15 protein-coding genes are annotated in these 17394 nt (G+C 66.7%); 2 read left to right on the top strand and 13 right to left on the bottom strand.

The window, feature by feature from the left end:
* Positions 1 to 7: 7 nt before the first annotated feature.
* The 4 genes from ACODSM_RS01450 to ACODSM_RS01435 form a co-directional block, all read right to left on the bottom strand.
* Positions 8 to 496 carry an NUDIX hydrolase gene (locus ACODSM_RS01450; RefSeq protein ID WP_116750205.1) on the bottom strand — a complete coding sequence of 163 codons (489 nt, stop codon included), beginning with the start codon at positions 494 to 496 and terminating at the stop codon, positions 8 to 10.
* Positions 497 to 811: 315 nt separating this feature from the next.
* Complete coding sequence (locus ACODSM_RS01445) at positions 812 to 1312, bottom strand: GNAT family N-acetyltransferase (RefSeq protein ID WP_488804098.1); 501 nt, start codon at positions 1310 to 1312, stop codon at positions 812 to 814.
* Between the two features lie 17 nt (positions 1313 to 1329).
* A complete protein-coding gene (locus ACODSM_RS01440) occupies positions 1330 to 2034 on the bottom strand; it encodes a riboflavin synthase subunit alpha (RefSeq protein ID WP_116748371.1) in 705 nt (234 codons plus the stop codon).
* A gap of 78 nt (positions 2035 to 2112) precedes the next feature.
* Positions 2113 to 3468, bottom strand: a complete 1356-nt coding sequence (locus ACODSM_RS01435) for an esterase-like activity of phytase family protein (RefSeq protein WP_488804097.1) — start codon at positions 3466 to 3468, stop codon at positions 2113 to 2115.
* Between the two features lie 194 nt (positions 3469 to 3662).
* Here ACODSM_RS01435 and ACODSM_RS01430 point away from each other — a divergent pair, with 194 nt between their 5' ends.
* A complete protein-coding gene (locus tag ACODSM_RS01430; RefSeq protein ID WP_488804096.1) occupies positions 3663 to 3914 on the top strand; it encodes a hypothetical protein in 252 nt (83 codons plus the stop codon).
* 20 nt (positions 3915 to 3934) lie between these two features.
* Here the strand turns inward: ACODSM_RS01430 and ACODSM_RS01425 are convergent, their stop codons facing one another.
* The 7 genes from ACODSM_RS01425 to ACODSM_RS01395 form a co-directional block, all read right to left on the bottom strand.
* Positions 3935 to 5653, bottom strand: a complete 1719-nt coding sequence (locus tag ACODSM_RS01425) for an NAD(P)-binding protein (RefSeq protein WP_488804095.1) — start codon at positions 5651 to 5653, stop codon at positions 3935 to 3937.
* An 11-nt stretch (positions 5654 to 5664) separates the two neighbouring features.
* Positions 5665 to 6657 carry a response regulator gene (locus ACODSM_RS01420; protein WP_343734004.1) on the bottom strand — a complete coding sequence of 331 codons (993 nt, stop codon included), beginning with the start codon at positions 6655 to 6657 and terminating at the stop codon, positions 5665 to 5667.
* Positions 6654 to 10406 (bottom strand): PAS domain S-box protein, encoded by a 3753-nt coding sequence (locus tag ACODSM_RS01415; protein ID WP_488804094.1) that lies wholly within the window; start codon positions 10404 to 10406, stop codon positions 6654 to 6656. Before ACODSM_RS01415 ends, ACODSM_RS01420 begins: the two co-directional genes overlap by 4 nt.
* A gap of 120 nt (positions 10407 to 10526) precedes the next feature.
* Positions 10527 to 12101: a polyamine aminopropyltransferase gene (locus ACODSM_RS01410; protein WP_488804093.1), complete on the bottom strand. Its 1575-nt coding sequence runs from the start codon at positions 12099 to 12101 to the stop codon at positions 10527 to 10529.
* Between the two features lie 85 nt (positions 12102 to 12186).
* Positions 12187 to 12405: a DUF350 domain-containing protein gene (locus ACODSM_RS01405; protein ID WP_015016355.1), complete on the bottom strand. Its 219-nt coding sequence runs from the start codon at positions 12403 to 12405 to the stop codon at positions 12187 to 12189.
* Positions 12406 to 12478: 73 nt separating this feature from the next.
* Complete coding sequence (locus ACODSM_RS01400) at positions 12479 to 13993, bottom strand: DUF4178 domain-containing protein (protein ID WP_015016356.1); 1515 nt, start codon at positions 13991 to 13993, stop codon at positions 12479 to 12481.
* Between the two features lie 114 nt (positions 13994 to 14107).
* Positions 14108 to 15157: an SPFH domain-containing protein gene (locus ACODSM_RS01395; protein ID WP_056056717.1), complete on the bottom strand. Its 1050-nt coding sequence runs from the start codon at positions 15155 to 15157 to the stop codon at positions 14108 to 14110.
* A gap of 275 nt (positions 15158 to 15432) precedes the next feature.
* Between ACODSM_RS01395 and ACODSM_RS01390 the strand changes: the two genes are divergently transcribed.
* Complete coding sequence (locus ACODSM_RS01390) at positions 15433 to 15705, top strand: DUF2061 domain-containing protein (RefSeq protein WP_488804092.1); 273 nt, start codon at positions 15433 to 15435, stop codon at positions 15703 to 15705.
* A gap of 218 nt (positions 15706 to 15923) precedes the next feature.
* On the opposite strand, the gene ACODSM_RS01385 is transcribed toward ACODSM_RS01390, so the two are convergent.
* Both ACODSM_RS01385 and ACODSM_RS01380 read right to left on the bottom strand, forming a co-directional pair.
* Entirely contained in the window at positions 15924 to 16229 is a 306-nt protein-coding gene (locus ACODSM_RS01385; protein ID WP_015016359.1) for a flagellar basal body protein, read from the bottom strand.
* Between the two features lie 94 nt (positions 16230 to 16323).
* Entirely contained in the window at positions 16324 to 17304 is a 981-nt protein-coding gene (locus ACODSM_RS01380; protein WP_488804091.1) for a LysR family transcriptional regulator, read from the bottom strand.
* Between the last annotated feature and the right edge of the window lie 90 nt (positions 17305 to 17394).

The following is a 17394-nucleotide window of genomic DNA, read 5'->3' as shown; positions in this document are numbered from 1 at the left end:
CGCAGAGCTATTGCGCAGCGGGCTCGGTGACCGAAATATCGGTGTGCACCAGCGTCAGCGGAAAACGCTGGCCCGCCAGGTAGTCCTCCAGGCAGCGCAGCAGCAGCGGGCTGCGGTGGCGCTCGGGGCAGGCGCGGATCTCGTCGGGCGTGAGCCACAGCGTGCGCACGATGCCGGTGTCGAGCGTGCGCCAGTCGTGGTGGGTGCCCAGCGTGCCTGCAAAGGCAAAACGCAGGTAGGTGGTGTCGTCGCCCGTGCGCGTCTTGGTGAAGCGGTTGAGGTACACGCCGATCAGCGCCGTGGGCTCGAAGTCGTGGGCGGTTTCTTCCAGCACCTCGCGCGCGCAGGCCTGAATGGGCGACTCGCCCGGGTCCAGGTGGCCGGCGGGGTTGTTGAGCTTGAGGCCGTCGGTGGTTTCTTCCTCGACCAGCAGAAAGCGGCCATCGCGCTCGATGAGGGCGGCCACGGTGACGTTGGGTTTCCAGCGGTGGGGCATGGCGGGCATTATGACGAGGGCCGGTGACAGTGGGCCTACAAGGTCTAAGAACGTGTTGACGATCTCGCAGGGGATCGCGTTGGAGCGCAATCGGGATGAGTGGATGCTTCGGATGCGCTGCATGGGCTCATGCCCATGCAAGCAGCTGGGGCGTCCAATCACCCGATTTCGCTCCAACCCTTCGGGCAGTGGTCTTTGCGGGCGGTCTGCAGCGTTGCGGCGCTTGTGGATAGCCAAGCTATCCACTACGCCCCGCGCCTTGCATCCCATACCCCAAAGACCGCTGCGCGACCCCTGGGAGATCGTCAACACGTTCTAAAGCGCTCGCGCCATGTACACGGCGCCGTCGCCGTAGCTGGCCAGGCGGGCCTGCTGGGTGGCGTCCTGCAAGGGGTGCAGTGCATAGCCCTGCCGTTGCCAGTAGGCCTGCGAGCCCTGGACCGAGACCAGCGCGCTGTGCCGCAGCCCTTCTGCGCGGGCCTGCGCCCACAGGGGCTGCAGCAACGCATGGGCCAGGCCTTGCCCTGCATGGGCGGGCAGCACGGCCATGTCGTGCAGGTACAGCGTGTCGGGCTGGGCGGTGGCTTCAAAGTCGCCGTGCAGCGGGGTGACCTTGCCACGCACGCTGCGGTAAGCCGCCAGGTAGGCGCACACCACACCAGCTTGCTCCAGCACCAGCGAGCAATTGGCGGGGCTGGCGAGGCGGCGGGCAAACACCTCGCCGCTCTCCACAAACCCCTCGCCATAACAGGCCAGTTGCACGGCCAGCAGGTCGGCCAGATCGCTCAGCGCCAGCGGGCGCACCACCACGGACATGGGAGAGCTTCGCTGGGTCAGTGCGGCAGCACGGGCGCCTGCACAAAGTCGTCGAGCGACAGGCCCTTTTCCTTCAACAACGCCTCCAGCACGGGCTGCAGGCGGCCCAGGCTCTCCTGCACCGCCTCGCGCACCGTGTCCACCACCACCTGCGTGCTGCGCTCGATCTCGATGTTCAGGCGGTCGCCCACCTTCTTGTGCTCAAACACGGTGGCGCGGCGGGTCTCGGGGATCATCCAGATCTCGAACCAGCCCTCTTGCCGGTTCACCTCGGCCACCGTGAGGCTGGCGCCGTGGATGGCGATGTAGCCCTTGGCAAAGATGTAGCGGCGAAACGCCTCGGGCACGGCCACGCGCCAGACCAGGTTGTTGTCGAACTCGCGGCGCTCGATGAGCGTGCCGGTGAAGTCCACATGGCCCGACAGCGGATGGCCGCCGATCTCAGCACCGTCCTTGGCCGCGCGCTCCACGTTCACACGGTCGCCCTGCGCGTAGCTGCCCAGAGTGGTGATGTTCAGGCTCTGCAGCATCACGTCGAAATTGGCCTGCGTGGGCGACAGGATCTCGGTCACGGTGAGGCACACGCCATCGGTGGCCACGCTGGCGCCAATGGCCAGGTCCTGGCAGAAGCCCTCGGGGAAATCGAGCGTGAACGTGCGCAGCCCTGCGCGGTCGTGGATGGCGGCAATGCCTGCCGTGGCTTGGACGATGCCTGTGAACATGGTGGCGCGGCTTCCGGGTACGTTGGAACGGGAACCGGGAATTTTGCCACCCGGCCCCCACAGCGCGCTGGCGCCGGGTTACTTGGCGCGTAGCAGCTCGCCCACTTCGAGCAGCACCAGCTCGTTGTCATCCGCCTTGTTCGGGTCGCGGCTGCTGCTGAAGGGCAGGTTGTTGTCGTTGCCCACCACGATGTGGCTGCCGTCCACGATGTCCACGTTCTCAATGGTGAAGAACGGGAAGGTAAGCACGCCGTTGTTCAGCGGCTTCTTGGCCAGGCGCTGCGGGTCCTGGATGTTCATGAGGTCGATGTAGCCTACCTTGCGGATCTCGCCGCCCACATTGGCGTCGCTCAGCTCGACCTTGTAGATGCGCTTGAACTTGGCGAGGTCGTGGAAGCAGTCCGTGCGCTTGACGCCCTCGGGGCAGGCCTTGTCGGCCGTGCCTTCGCCGTTGTCGCGCTCGATGATCAAACCAGTCGTGTTATCGATCATGTTGAAGTCGCCAATGGCGTGGTGGTTGGCCTCCAGCACATACTTCCAGTGGCGGCCGGTCCATTGCTCGGTCTTCACATCAAATTCGAGCACGCGCAGGTACTGCTTGCCGCCCACGTTTTCGTACGCCTTGGCGCCGTCGTTCCACAGCGCGCCTTCCAGCAACGCATAGAGCTTGCTGCCGTCCTTGCTGGAGGCCATGCCTTCGTAGCCCTTGGAGCGCTTGACTTCAAACGGCGTGGGCTTGGCGTCGGGGGCGCCGGGCATCAGCACGCCGGGCGCATCGGGCGAGCGCACGACCTTGCCGTCCACCTGGGTCTCGAACACGGCCAGCACCTTGCCGTTCAGGTCGGCCTTGATCAAGAAGGGTCCAAACTCTTCGCCGATCCACAGCGCGCCGCCAGCGAACTGGAAGCTCTCGGGGTCGAAGTCGGCACCCGTCAGGTAGCGCTTGTCGGTGCCTTCGTGGGTGATGCGGAAGGGGATCTTCTTGTCGGGGTCGTGCAGGAAGATGGTCTTGAGACGGTTGAACTGGCCGCTTTTGAAGTCCACGGTGTAGTGGCTCAGGTGCAGCATGAAATCGGGCGAGTTGGCCTTGGAGCCGGCGCCGTTGTCGGTGAGGATCCAGAACGAGCCGTCGGCCATGCGCTTGATGCCCGAGTGGCCCTGAAGGGGTTGGCCCTGGAAGGGCAAAGACACGCCTGTGTCACGGCCCCCCGACTGGCCCATCACGCTGCCCACGGTATCCACACGGCGGGGGGTAGTGAACTTGCCAGCCACCTGCAGGTCTTGCGGCGCGTCCTTGGGCGCGGCAATCACGGTGAGGGCGGGCAGCACGGCATGGCCGGCCAGGGTGGCCGGGTAGGCCTGCTGGGCGATGGCGGGGGTGGCGGCTGCGCACAGCAGCGCGGCGCAGGCGGCAATCAGGGACAGTCGGGACATGGTGGTCAAGGTGAAAAGAGCCAAAACCGTGGACGATGCCGCCGCCCTGTGACACCGCCATGAAAGGCCGTTCTCCAACGCCCCCACCAGGCAACGCCGGATCGGGCACACACCAGGGACCTGGCCAGGGACCTTTTATCGCTGGCAGGAGTCACACCCACCTCACCCCACCCGCACAGCCTGCACACCCCGCCATGGAAACCCTCTCTGCACTGCAATCCCTCGGCCTGGAGCTGCCCAGCCCGGCCTACATCGTGGGGGCCATTCTGTTTGGCCTGATCGGCATGGCGGCGTACTGGCACGGCAAGCGTGCGCAGCAGCCGCGCACGCGCTGGTGGGGCGTGGCGTTGATGTTTTATCCCTACGTGGTCTCGGCCACCTGGCTGCTGTATGCCGTGGGCGTCGCGCTGTGCCTGGGGATGTGGTGGGACGGGCAGCACGGCTAGGGATCCTCCGCACCAAGGAATCAACCGGCGGCGGCCACCAGCCCCGCGCCATGCCCGCGCGTGAAGGCCTCTTCAAACACCGAATACCCCGACCAGTCGGCATGCGCAAACGCCAGCCGTGCAGTGGTGGGCGTGGGCAACCAGGCGGTGCGCTCACCATTTGATAGCGCCTTGGGCATGAAAGACCTCCGCTTCAGGCCGATTTGGCTCAAAAACTGCTGCAAACCCGGTGTGGGGATGGACATGGCGTGCCCGTACCGGGTGATGTCCACACGCGTGGCGCGCTGGCGCAGGTCGGGGTGGGGCACGGCCAGGGCGGCCAGGGCGGCGTCGGCCCAGTGCTGCCAGGGCTGGGTGGCCAGTTGCTGACGGCCGTCCGCCCGGTCGCCCAGCGCCTGGTAGTAGGTGAGCACGGTGGGGCCGGCCAGCGTGGCGCGGGTGTCCAGGCGCTGGTGGCCGGCGTTCACATAGCCCAGGCCCCCCGCCGTAGGGTCGGCGTACAGGACGTTGTCCCAGGCCGGCGCGGCGCCCGGGCGGTCGGTGAGCGGGCTGTGGATGTGGATGTTGGCCACCAGCCAGGGCGCCCACGACAGACGCTGGGCCGCCCCGGTGAGGAACGCGGGCGGGTTCTGCACCACACGCGCCGCCACGAAGACGGGCAGCGCCACGATGCAGCGGGGCGCCTGCCAGCGCTCCACGCTGTCGGTGGCGTGGTTGAACGCATCCACCTCCACGCCGTGGCGGCCTTCGGTGATGCGCAGCACGCTGGTGCCGGTGCGCAGCTGGCCGCCGCCGTTGGCGGTGTTGGCCAGCGGCTCGGCCAGGCGCCGGGTGATCCAGCCATTGCCCTCGGGCCAGGTGAGCACGCTTTCGCGGGCTTCGTCCAAAGCCTCGCCGGGCGCATGAAAACCGTGGCGGCTGGCAAAGTAGTGGATGCCCGCCCAGGCCGAGACACGGTCGGCCCCGGCGCCGTAGTCGTCGCGGCAGCAGTAGTCCAGGTACCAGCGCAGATGGGCATCGTCCAGCCCTTCCTGCGCCAGCCAGGCGGCGAACGTCATGGCGTCCAGCGCCTGCTGGCTGGGCGCCAGCGGGCGCCTGGCGGTCCACAGCTTGAGTGCGGGCATGGCAAACCGCGCGGCCTTCGACTCACGCTCCACCGCCTGCGCAAAGCGGCGGTACTGCGCCAGCGTGGCCTCGCCCACGCCCTGCACGGGCAGCAGGCCCTCCTGCCACTCGCCCTCGAAGTACAGGCGCTCCTGCGGGCTGTGGCACAGGTGGCGTTCGTCGTACAACCAGCGCCCGGCCACGCGCTGGCGCAGGCCCAGCTCCTCCAGCAGGTCTTGCACCTCGCGCGCGTCGTCGCCAGGCACGGGCAGGTAGTGCGCGCCCTGCGGGCAGGCCAGGCCATTGACGGCGGTGCCCCGGCTGTTGCCGCCCGCAGTGTCCTCCAGCTCCAGCAGCGCAAAGTCCTGCACGCCCGCCAGGCGCAGTGCACGCGCGGCGGCCAGCCCCGCCACGCCCCCGCCCGCGATGATGACCTGCGCGCGCCGCACCACGGCGGGCTCGGGCCAGGTACCGCGCGCCAGCCACTCCCGCAGCTGGTGGCCGCGCGCCATGTCGATGCCGGTGAAGCCGCCTTCCAGCGGCGGCACGGCCCGGTCGCACCCGCCCAGCGCGGCCGTGGCCAGGGCGGCAGCGCCCGCCACAAACTGGCGGCGCTGCAGGGTCCAGGGCGTCATACGGTCACGCATCAATCCGACCAGCGTGCGCGGATCTCAAGCAGCTGCGGCACCAGCGGGGCAAACAGCGCCACCAGGGCGGGGTCGAAGTGTTTGCCGGCCTGCGCTGTGATGTGGTCCAGCGCGTCCTGCACGGGCCAGGGCTCCTTGTAGGGGCGGCGGGTGGTGAGGGCATCGAACACATCGGCCACGGCCACGATGCGCGCCGACACTGGAATGGCCTCGCCCGCCAGGCCGCGCGGGTAGCCGCTGCCGTCCCACTTTTCGTGGTGGGCCAGCGCAATCTCGCGGGCCAGCTGCAGCACGCCGGACGGGTGCTCGCCGATGATCTCGGCGCCGATCTCGGGGTGGCGGCGCATGGTGTCCCACTCGGCAGCGTCCAGCGGGCCCGGCTTGCGCAGCACGGCGTCGGGGATACCGATCTTGCCCACGTCGTGCATGGGCGCGGCGTTGAGCAGGTCTTCGGCCCAGGCCGGGCTGTGGCCTGCGGCCAGCGCCAGCAGCTGGGCAAAGTGGCTCATGCGGATCACATGCATGCCGGTTTCGTTGTCCTTGTACTCGGCCGCGCGGCCCAGGCGCTGCACGATCTGCAGACGGGTTTCGCGCAGCTCGTCCATGCGCACCAGCGACAGGTGGGTGCGCACCCGCGCGCGCACCACGGGCGGGCTGACAGGCTTGGTGATGTAGTCCACCGCGCCTGCGTCAAACCCCGCGGTTTCGTCCTGGCTGTCGGTGAGGGCGGTGATGAAGATCACCGGGATCGAGGCCGTGGCGGCATCGGCCTTGAGCGCGCGGCACACGGCGTAGCCATCCAGGTTGGGCATCATGATGTCGAGCAGCACCAGGTCGGGCCGCTGCTCGCGCGCCACCTGCAGCGCGCGTTCGCCGTCGGTGGCAAACAGCAGGCGGTAGTCGGCCTGCAGGATGTGGCGCAACACCTGCAGGTTGGTGGGTTCATCGTCCACCAGCAACAGGCGGGGCCGCTGGTCAGGGGCCGGGGTCATGCGGGGTTCTCCAGGGGTTCGTCCAGCCAGTGTGTGCGCAGCTGCTGCAACTGCACCACGGCCTGGTCAAAGTCAAAGGTGTCGATGGCCTCCTGCAGGCGCTCGGTGGCGGCCGCGGGCAATAGCTGCACCAGCAAGTCCAGCGGCGGCTGGGCCAGCTCGGACTGCGCGAGGGCCTGCTGCAGCGCGTGAGCAGCGTCCAAGGCCTGCTGGCGCTGGTCGGCGGTCAGCGGCGCATGCTGGCCCACGCCGGGGGCGGGTGCTGTGGCGGCCTCGGCCTCGTGGGCCAGGGCCTGCTGCACGGCCTGCAACGCGGCGGGCAGGGCGGCCACCAGCGGCGGCAGCGCCGTGCGGTCCAGGCTATGAGCCGCTTCCTCAATGCGCTGCGCCAGCGTTTGCAGCGGGCCCAGTGCCAGGTTGCTGGCCGCACCACGCAGGCGGTGGGCCAGCGCGCGGGCCGCATCCATGTCGGGCTGCGCCACCATGGCCTGCAAGGTGGCGGGGGTGGCAGCGTGGTCGGCCAGCAGGCGCGCCACGGCGTCGCGCAGCAAGGCGCGCTGGCCCCACAGGCGGGTGCCGCGTTCCCAGTCCACGGCGGGTGCTGCGGCCTGGGGGGCGAGGGGCACGCCCGGGGCAGCCGCCAGCGGCTGCAGGCTGCTCCAGCCCGAGGGGGAGGCATCGGGCTGCAGGTGCAGCGCGCGGGCGATCTCGCGGAACAGGCGGGCGGGCTCCAGCGGCTTGCTCGCAAAGCCGTCCATGCCTGCTGCGCGTGCGTTGCGCCGGTCCTGCTCCAGCACGCTGGCCGACAGGGCGATCACTGGCACCGGCTTGCGCCGCTGCGCTTGCTCGAACGCACGAATGCGGCGCGTGGCCTCCAGGCCATCCATGCCGGGCATCTGCAGGTCCATCAGCACCACGTCAAAGCGCCCGGCCTCGTAGGCGGCGACTGCGCTTTCGCCATCCCGCGCCACGGTCACCTGGTGGCGCCCCCGGTCCAGGTGGATCTGCAGCAGCTCGATGTTGGCCGGCACATCGTCCACCACCAGCATGCGCAGCGGCGGCAGCTGGACCGCATGGCTCACGGTGGCCACTGCCGCCGTCGCCTGGCCCACCGGCAAAGGTACACAGACGGCGAACGTGGTACCCACACCCAGGGTGCTGCGCACGCTGATGCTGCCGCCCATCAGCTCCACCAGCTGGCGCGAGATGGTGGTGCCCAGGCCGGTGCCGCCGAACTGCCGGGTGGTGGATGCGTCGGCCTGCGCAAAGGGGTCGAAGATGCGCTCCAGGTGCTGCGCCGCGATGCCGATGCCCGTGTCCTCCACCTCCATCACCAGCGTGCCGTCGTGGTAGTCCAGCCGCAGCAGTACATGGCCGCGCTCGGTGAACTTGAGCGCGTTGCCCAGAAGGTTCAGCAGCACCTGCTGCAGGCGCAGTGCATCGCCCCGCAGGTAGGGCGGCACCCGGTCGTCCGTCAGGCACTGCAGCGCGAGCCCCTTCTTGCCCGCATGGATGCGCAGCGAGGCAAGGATCTGGTCGCACACCTCTTGCAGCGAGAAGTCCGCAATCTCCAGTTCCACCGCGCCTTTTTCCAGCTTGGCAGTGTCCAGGATGTCATTGAGCAGGCGCAGCATGGAGCGCGCCGCATGCTGCACCGTGCCCAGGTGGCGGCGCTGCTGCGCGTCCATGGGGGTGTCGAGCAGAGCCTCGGTGAAGCCGATGATGGCGTTCATGGGCGTGCGGATCTCGTGGCTCATGTTGGCCAGGAAGGTGCTGCGCGCGGCTGCGGCCTGCTCGGCACGCTCCTTGGCGGCGCGCAGCTCTTGCTCCATGGCACGGCGCTGGGTGAGGTCAGTCGCAAACTTGACGACCTTGAACGGCTGGCCCTGGGCGTCGAAGATGGGGTTGTAGGTGGCCTGGATCCAGATGCGCCGCCCGTCCTTGCCCAGTCGCTGATATTCACCGCCATCGAGCTGGCCAGCTCGCAGTTGCTCCCAGAACTGCGCGTACGCCTCGGTCTGCGCGTAGGCGGGCTCGCAGAACATGCGGTGGTGCTGGCCCACGATCTCCTGGAGGCCATAGCCCATCAGACTGAGGAAGTTGTCATTGGCGTGGAGCACGCGGCCCTGCATGTCGAACTCCACTACCGCCAACGCGCGGTTGATGGCGCGCACGGTGCTTTCGAACTCTGCGTTGCGTTCCTTGAAGGCGGTCATGTCCATGATGACCCCGTCAATCCATTGCACTTGGCCATCGTCCCCCACCACGGGGCGCCCGCTTTCGGACACCCAACGCAAGCGGCCCTCGCGGTCACGCAGGCCAAACTCCACGTGATAAGGCCTGTGCTCCTCAATGGCTGCCGACACCTCGTTCCAAAGACGGTCCACCTCTTCAGGCAGCGTTAACTGTGTGAAGTTGACACGCCCTTGCAGGAAGTCTTGCGGCAGCCACCCCGTCAGCGCTGTCACGGCATCACTGATGAAGAGCATGGTCCAGTCGGCGTCATAGCGGCAGCGAAAAGTCACCCCAGGAATGTTCCCTATCAGCGAGCGCAAACGCTGCTCGCTCGCCTTGAGCTCCTGCTCCATCGCGCGGCGCTGGGTCAGGTCGCTGATGAACCCCACAAACACCGGTTCGCCATCCAGCGGTACGCGTCCAACGGCAATGCGAATGGGCACGGTATTGCCGTCGGGGCGCAAGGCCAGCACCTCGCGGCTGTTGGCGCCGACCACGCCACCGCCCTGGCCTTGCAGGTAGCGCTGCAGGTAGGTGTCATGGCGAGAGCGATCAGGCTCGGGCATGAGCATGGACACGTTCTGGCCCACCACCTCATCGGGGCGCCACCCCAGGATGCGTTCGGCCGCCGCATTGAAGGACTGCACCCGGCCCTGCGCATCAATCATCACCATGCCATCCACGGCCGTGTCGGCAATCGCGCGCAGGCGGGACTCGCTCTGGCGCATCTGCAGGAACATTTGCCGGTAGCGCAGGCCGGCGTTGATGGCGATGACCAGTACACCAATAACCAGGGCCACGGCAGCCACCGCCAGGGCCATGGGGGTGCCCTCTGCAGCAGCCAACAGCTCCAACTCGTTTGGCACCTCGATAAAGCGCAACGCCGCCATCCCGGTGTAGTGCATGCCCGCAATGGCCAGCCCCATGACCACGCCCGCTGCCAGGTTCAGCCAGCGGGCCCGCCAGCGAACCACCCGCTCCAGTCCAAATCGCACCCACAGGGCCACAATGGCCAGCAGCACGGCCACCAAGACGGAGGCCGCAAAGCCCCAAGGATCAAAGCGCATGAACGGAGCCCACTGGGACGCCTCCATGCCGATGTAATGCATGGCGCCAATGCCAGCGCCGACGAGCACGCCGCCGACGACCAGGGCTGCACGGCTGATCTCGCGGCGCATCAGCAGCCCCAGCGCAACCCATGACGCAGCTACGCTCGGAAGCATAGACAGCGCTGTCATCCAAGGATCAAAACGCCCGCGCCCACACACCGTGAATGCGAGCATGCCGATAAAGTGCATCGACCAGATGCCTCCACCCAACGCCATCGCACCGGACCCCCGGGCCATCTGCCGCATGAAGCGGGTGTCGGCGCGCCGGGCCAGGCCCGCCATCTGTAGCGCCAGCACAGACGCCAGCACCGCCATCGCTACAGACAGCGCCACCAGCCAAGGATCATGCTGGGCCCAGAGCAGCGGATAGGGCTGTGCGTTAGAGAGGAAAAAGAAATCCGGCATCGGGAGCCCACGGCGATCAGGTCTTGACAGCTTTGTAGCCGATTGTGACGCCCGTGCCACCGGGCAGAACCCCTGCAAATTGCTCGGCGAATGCCCGTTGGCCCCCAAGCCATCGCCGGCTCAATGCGCCACCACCTTGCCCCATTCGCGCTCGTAGCTGTGTACCAGCGCCTGGTTGGACAGGCGGTTCACATCGGCCGGCACCCGCGCCATATCGAGCGGAAAGTCAAACAGCAGCGGCAGCGACGGGGGGCTCAAAAACCGCAGCCCCGGCGGCAAGGCATCGGGCAGGCGCCAGGGCCTGCGGCTGGCGATGACATAGCCCCATTCGCCAAAGCTGGGCACATGGGCGTGGTACGGCGCTGTCGAGAGACCCACGGATTCGATGGTCTGCACCACCGTCCAGAAGCTCTGGCGCGCCACCAGCGGCGAGGTGGTCTGCACCACTGCGTAGCCACTGGCCGCCAGCCGCTTGTCCAGCAAGGCATAAAAGCTGTTGGTGTAGAGCTTGCCGATGGAGAAGTTGGTCGGATCCGGAAAGTCCACCACGATGACGTCAAAAAGGTCCGTCCCCTGCTGCAGCCACCCAAAAGCATCGGTGTTGACGATGGTCACCTTGGGGTTTTGCAGCGCGTGGCCGTTGAGCTTTGCCAGCGTGGGGTTCTCGCTGAAGATGCGCGTCATGGCCGGGTCCAGCTCGACCAGGGTGACGGACTCGACCGAGGGGTACTTGAGGATCTCGCGCACCGCCATGCCGTCGCCGCCGCCCAACACCGCCACCCGCTTGGGCGCCCCGTGCGCGGCCATGGCGGGATGCACCAGGGCCTCGTGGTAGCGGTATTCGTCGGACTCGGAAAACTGCAGGTTGCCATTGAGGTACAGCCGGTGGCCATAGCGGCCCTGCGTGACCACAATGCGCTGGTAGGGCGTGGCCGTGGTGAAGATGATGCGGTCCTGGTAGAACTTGTCCTCGGCCAGACTCGTGATCTGCTCGGCCCCCGCCAGCCCGGCCAGCAGCAGTCCCACCACCATCAGGCAGGCGAACAAGTGGGCTTGGAGGCGCCGCAGCTCATGCCGGAACAGCCACACCGCCCACAGCGCCACAGCGGCGTTCATCAGCCCGAACAGCAGGCCCGTGCGGATGAGCCCCAGGTGCGGCACCAGCAGCAGCGGAAACGCCAGCGATACCGCCAGCGCGCCCAGGTAGTCGAACGTGAGCACCTGCGAGACCAGGTCCTTGAGCACCACGTTGCGCTTGAGGATGCGCATGACCAGAGGAATTTCCAGCCCCACCAGCGTGCCCACCACCAGCACCATGCCGTACAGCAGAAACCGGAACGCACCCGGCGCATACGCATTGGCCAGGAACAGCGTGGCGGGCAACGCCCCGCCGATCAGCGCCACCAGCAGCTCGATGCGCAGGAAGTGCGCGGGCAGCTGCCGCTCGAAGTAGCGCGACAACCAAGAGCCCAGGCCCATGGCAAACAGGTAGGTGCCAATGATGGTGCTGAACTGCAGCACCGAGTCGCCCAGCACATAGGACGCCAGCGCCCCGGCGGCCAGCTCGTACAGCAGGCCGCAGGCCGCCACGACGAACACGCTGATGAGCAGCGCGATGTCGATGGGGCGGGGGCCGGAGGATGGGGGCGGCACCGCAGGTGCGGGCGCAATGGAAGGCGGGGTGGGAGACGACAAGGCGGCGGTCAGCGCACCCTGCCGGGTGCGCCGCTTCGTTCATTCAGGCGGTAAGGGCTCGAAAACGCGTCAATGCGTTAGTGCGTCAATGGATGGCAGCCGCCACGATGATGCTGATGCCCAGGCACATCGCAGCCACCACCAGACCCAAGGCCTGGTTCTGCTTTTCAACGATCTCGCGCCACAGGTCATAGGGCGTGATCTTGTCGACGATGACAAAGGCCAGCCAGAAGATGATGACGCCAATGATGGCGTAGAGGATGGACCCGAGAAATGCCGCGGGTTTGAGCCATTCGAATCCCATCATGGTGTGATCTCCTTGAAACGTGTGGTCAGTGACAGTGGCTGGTGAACGGTGGGCAAGCGCAGACGCTGCACTACTTGTGGCTGCCGCCCGACGAATATCCGCCGTACGAGCCCCCCGAGCTGCGGTAGCTGGAGGACGAGGAACAGTTTTCGACCCGGGGATCGCAGCTGGAGCAGCGGCTCAGCAGGATGAGCAGGATCAGGATCACCACCGCGATGATGATGATGGTGCCGCAACCCAGGCCGGATTTGGCCACGAATGGACCGGGGTCGTCGCGCTTCAGGACATCTTTCTTGTCGTCCAGCTTGAACGCCTTGGCCACCGTGTCGCTGGAGAGCTTGTCGCCCGCTGACCAGGTGATCTCGTTCGGGCTCTGCTCCATCGACAGCAGGCCTTTGCTGCTCGCAAAGTCGCGGTTGGTGGTCTTCTGCCCGCGCGTGACCTGCCAGTAGAACTCGCCCAGCACATAGGTGGTCTCGGCCTCGTAGGTGTATTTGAGGTCGTACTTGGTGCCCATGTACGTGGCGGATCGGCCCGTGGCCGCCATCTGCGGCGCGCCGGTGGTGGGGCGCACCATGCTCCAGCCTTCTTCGGAATCGACCAGGAACGCAAAGCCGCGCTTCTGGTTGTAGAGCAGGTACTCGCTCCAGCCAAAGTGCTCGTCGTCGCCGGGCTCCACGCCCATGCGGTGCTGAAAGCCCACCACCTGCCAGTGCACGCCCTGCAGCTGCCCCTTGCTGCCCAGCGGGATGAGGGGCTGCACGGGTTCGTCCTGCTCGGCCGAGCGCAGCTCGCCGCCCACGCCGCTATCGAGGCTGATGATGCTGGCGCACGACCCGCAGGTGATGCTTTTGGAGGTGGACAGCTGTACCTGCACCGGTGCACCGCAGTGCGGGCAGTTGAACTGGCGGCCTTTTTCGTCCTTGGCCGATTCGTCTTTCAGGCCCTGGAGCTGCAGGTCTTCGAGCAGCACGGCCTTGCCGCGCTCTACATTGGGTGGGGTGTGGCCGTAGTCGATGCTGACCACTTCGCCGTCGGCGCTGCGCAACTCGACCATGCCGAAGGGCTGGCCCAGCGGCGGCAGCTTGGGCAGCTCGCCCTGGGCCGAGATCAGCTGCGCCTGGCCGGTGTAGGCCACGCTGTAGGGCTTGCCGTTGATGGCCGTGGTGGTGCCGATGCGAAAGCGCTCCGGCGCAGGCATCTCGCGGCCCGGGTCGATGGGCCGGGTGAAGACGTAGGCACCGTTGTCTTCGCCCAGCGTGGCCAGCGTGCCGTCATTCAGAAAGGCCGCCCATTCCGTCCACACGCCCGCGTCGCCCTTGTACTGCAGGCGGCCGATGAGGGTGAAGGGAACGTCCTTGCCATCGAGCTGGATGCGCCCGCTGGCCATGAGCTGCAGCGGGCTGTGGTCGTCGAACAGCTCGGCCATCTTGCCCAGGCGCGTGAGCACGTCGCCACTGCGCACGACGGTGCTCTGGCAGTAGCCGCAGACGGCATGGGTGGACTGCGCGCTCTTGAACTCCACCGGCGCGCCACAGCCGGGGCAGGGCGCGCGGTAATAGCGCTGGGTGGGGTCGGTGGCCATCGTGTGGAGTGTTCTGCCCGCGCCGCGCTAAACGGCTTTGAAGCCCTATTGGCCTCTAGCGCCTATCCCTCCAGCGCAAGCAGCTATTTTTATGATAGCAATCGATCCGATCGATCAGACGAGCTTCTTGAGCAGTTCGGCCTTCTTGGCGTCGAACTCTTCCTGCGTGAGGATGCCCTTGGACTTGAGCTCGCCCAGCTTCTCCAGCGTGGCCATCACGTCTTCGGGCTTGACGCCCACTGCAGCGGCCGCCGCTGCGGGCGCTGCCTGGGCTGCTGCGCCGCCGCCTTGCAGGCCCTGCTGCAGGTTCTGCGCCAGCACCTGGCCCAGCGCCACACCCGCGCCCAGACCCATGGCGTCACCCGCCACTCCGCCACCGTTGCCCGCGCCCTCGGCAAATTTGGGGATGGCCTGCGCCGTCTGGTACTGCATGAATTTGGCCATGTCGTTGCCAACCATGCCCATGCCGATCTTCTGGTCGAGGATCTTCTGCAGCTCTTCGGGCAGCGAGACGTTCTGCACCGTGAGGGACTCGATCAAGATGCCCAGCTTGGCGAAGATGGGCGCCAGCTCCTTGGTCAGCGCATCGGCAAACATGACCTGGTTGGCCGCCAGGTCCAGGAACGGCAGGCCGCTACCGGCAATGGCGTTGCTGATGTTCTGCAATACCAGGCCACGCAGCTGGCCTTCCAGGTCGGCCACGGGGTAGGACTCGCGCGTGCCCGAGATCTCGGTGTGGAACAGCTTGGGGTCGGCGATACGGAAGGCGTAGTTGCCGAACGCGCGCAGGCGCACGGCGCCAAAGTCCTTGTCGCGGATCGTGATGGGCTGGGGTGTGCCCCACTTCTGGTCGATCTGCTGGCGTGTGCTGAAGAAGTACACATCGCTCTTGAAGGGGGACTCAAAGAGCTTGTCCCAGTTCTTGAGGTACGTGAGCACCGGCAGCGTCTGCGTGGTGAGCTTGTAGGTGCCGGGGCCAAACACGTCGGCCACCTGGCCTTCGTTCACGAAGATGGCCATCTGCGACTCGCGCACCACCAGCGTGCCGCCGTTCTGGATTTCCATGTCGCGCATGGGGAAGCGCCAGGCCAGCGTGCCGTCCCCCTCTTCGGTCCACTGAATGATGTCAATGAACTGTTTCTTGATGAAGTCCATGAGGGCCATGTGTGCTCCCAAAGCAAAAGAGGGGGTTGAAAAGAGCGGCCATCATAGCAACGGGGGCTTTGGTGGCAGCGGCTTTTTTCAGTGGCGGAACGTGAACTAGTTCATGCGCAGAACCAGTCTGTTCGGGATAGGCGCTGTGGCGCTTCGCACAGCGTCATTGGATAGCGGCTATCTGCGCCTTAGCGATGATCAATTGGTTTTCGCTATTGCGAATCACTACCATTCAACCATCCCTGCTGCACCGCCGCAGGCTCTGTTGACCCAAGGAGTCCGCCATGTCCCTCATCCGCCGCGTTGCCCGCCAGAACCAAACCATGCTGATGAAGACGGGCAGCTACTACCTCATCCACATCTGCGTGGCCGCCCTGGTGGCCTATGCCGTCACCGGCAACCTGTGGGCCTCGCTCACCCTGAGCCTGCTGGAGCCCACGGTGCAGGCGGTGGCCTTCTTCTTCCATGAAAAGGCGTGGGACCGGGCTGGCCGGCGCACCGCTCGCCAAAGCGCTACTGCATCGCCCAGCAGCAGTCCAGCCATCCAGGGCGCCTGAACAAACTCACGACAAGGAGCACCGCCATGTACGCCATTCCACTGCGCAGCCGCACCGCCACGGGCTTGGCCTTTCAACGCTGGCTGGTCCAGCGCCTGGCGGGGCTGGCCGATACCAACTGATAACGGGCAGTCCTCTCAATCTGCGCCAGAAACGAACATGCCCCGACCAGCGGGGCATGGGGGTGGGAACACAAACAGGCGCTGAACGGGCAGCGCTCAGGCCTTCACATCCAGCAAGGAGCCCATCATTTCGTCCTGCGTCTTGATGGTCTGCAGATTCGCCTTGAACGCGTAAGTGGCCGACATCTGCTCCACCGCCTCTTGCTCCAGCGCCACGCCCTTGGCGTCCTGTTCGCGCTGCACGGTGGCTCGCACGCCGGCGCTTTCGGCCACTTCCTCTTGTGCAACCACCTCGCGGCGGTAGCCGGGGGTGTTCATGTTGGCCACGTTGTTGGCCGACGCGTCCAGCCGCAACTGGGCGGCCTGAAGGCCTGAACTGCCGATGGAGGAAATGCTGGCCATGGGCGCTGCTCCCGATGTCACACAATGTTGCAAAGAAGGTGAATTGTCCGCCGCGCCGCGGCCGCTGGCAAGCCGCAGCCCCGCAATACCCCTGTCAGCGACTGGGCCGGTGCGCGTCCTCCAGGCATTGCGCAAACGCCTGCGCCGCGCGGGCGGGGGCGGGGGAGCGGCGCATCAGGCTCACAAACTGGCAGTGGTAGTGGAACAGCGACGGATTCACGGCCTCCATGCGGCCCTGGCGCTCGAAGGCCTCGGCATAGTGATCGGGCAAGAACCCCAGAAAGCGGCCCGACAGGATCAGCGTAGCAATGGACTCCTGGTCAAAACCCGTGGCCGCGCGCTGCAGCCGGGCCTGGTGGCTCAGCTCCATGTTGGGAGAGTGGTAGCCCAGCCCCGCGAACTGGTAGCCCCGCACCGCGTGCCAGTCGGCCGGGGGCGATGACGCCCCAAACAGCGGATGGCCCGCGCCGCAATACAGCAGCATGGTCTCGCCAAACAGGTCGGCGTAGGCCAGGCTTTGCGAGCTGCGGTGCGCGGGGATGATGCCCACCTGGTAGCTGCCGTCGATCACGCCACGCTCGATGGCGTTGATGGAGCCCACATGCAGCTGCAGCTGCACATCGGGCGCCCGGGCGGTGAAGGCGGCTATCGCCTCGCCAATGCGGGCGGCCGGGTTGCTGGCGGTCTTGTCGAACACCGCCACAGCCAGCTGCCCGCCCATGCGCGAATGTATGTCGTCCACGCTGTCGCGAAAGCTGCGCACCGAGGCCAGCAGGCGCAGGGTTTCGTCATACACCCGCTGCCCCTCGGCCGTCAGCGCAAACCCCGCCCGCCCCCGCCGGCACAGCGTGAGGCCCAGACGGGCCTCCAGGTCTTTGATATGGCGGCTGACGGTGCTGGTGCCGATGTTCAGCTCCAGCTCGGCGGCCGACATGCCGCCGCACTCCACCACGCTCTTGAAGACCTGCAAAAGGCGCAGGTCCATGTCGCTGAGCTGGCCCAGCACGGCGCGGTGTTTTCCAGGTCCGGCCGGCGCGGAGATTGGTGGGGGTGGAGCGGGGTCTTTTACTTGCATAAATCGTCAAGTAAACATTGATATTGGATTATTTGAGAGATTAACAGGCGGCGCAACAATGCCCTACGTCAAGCCCCAGGCCGCTGGGGC

It is taken from the genome of Acidovorax sp. FG42 (assembly GCF_057809195.1).
This window is presented reverse-complemented; position numbering and strand designations above follow the sequence as displayed.

What these genes read in the sequence shown, in the direction of transcription:
- ACODSM_RS01450 (WP_116750205.1), bottom strand. Translation starts at nt 496, where the DNA reads ATGCCCCACCGCTGGAAACCCAACGTCACCGTGGCCGCCCTCATCGAG.
- ACODSM_RS01445 (WP_488804098.1), bottom strand. Translation starts at nt 1,312, where the DNA reads ATGTCCGTGGTGGTGCGCCCGCTGGCGCTGAGCGATCTGGCCGACCTG.
- ACODSM_RS01440 (WP_116748371.1), bottom strand. Translation starts at nt 2,034, where the DNA reads ATGTTCACAGGCATCGTCCAAGCCACGGCAGGCATTGCCGCCATCCAC.
- ACODSM_RS01435 (WP_488804097.1), bottom strand. Translation starts at nt 3,468, where the DNA reads ATGTCCCGACTGTCCCTGATTGCCGCCTGCGCCGCGCTGCTGTGCGCA.
- ACODSM_RS01430 (WP_488804096.1), top strand. Translation starts at nt 3,663, where the DNA reads ATGGAAACCCTCTCTGCACTGCAATCCCTCGGCCTGGAGCTGCCCAGC.
- ACODSM_RS01425 (WP_488804095.1), bottom strand. Translation starts at nt 5,653, where the DNA reads ATGACGCCCTGGACCCTGCAGCGCCGCCAGTTTGTGGCGGGCGCTGCC.
- ACODSM_RS01420 (WP_343734004.1), bottom strand. Translation starts at nt 6,657, where the DNA reads ATGACCCCGGCCCCTGACCAGCGGCCCCGCCTGTTGCTGGTGGACGAT.
- ACODSM_RS01415 (WP_488804094.1), bottom strand. Translation starts at nt 10,406, where the DNA reads ATGCCGGATTTCTTTTTCCTCTCTAACGCACAGCCCTATCCGCTGCTC.
- ACODSM_RS01405 (WP_015016355.1), bottom strand. Translation starts at nt 12,405, where the DNA reads ATGGGATTCGAATGGCTCAAACCCGCGGCATTTCTCGGGTCCATCCTC.
- ACODSM_RS01400 (WP_015016356.1), bottom strand. Translation starts at nt 13,993, where the DNA reads ATGGCCACCGACCCCACCCAGCGCTATTACCGCGCGCCCTGCCCCGGC.
- ACODSM_RS01395 (WP_056056717.1), bottom strand. Translation starts at nt 15,157, where the DNA reads ATGGCCCTCATGGACTTCATCAAGAAACAGTTCATTGACATCATTCAG.
- ACODSM_RS01390 (WP_488804092.1), top strand. Translation starts at nt 15,433, where the DNA reads ATGTCCCTCATCCGCCGCGTTGCCCGCCAGAACCAAACCATGCTGATG.
- ACODSM_RS01385 (WP_015016359.1), bottom strand. Translation starts at nt 16,229, where the DNA reads ATGGCCAGCATTTCCTCCATCGGCAGTTCAGGCCTTCAGGCCGCCCAG.
- ACODSM_RS01380 (WP_488804091.1), bottom strand. Translation starts at nt 17,304, where the DNA reads ATGCAAGTAAAAGACCCCGCTCCACCCCCACCAATCTCCGCGCCGGCC.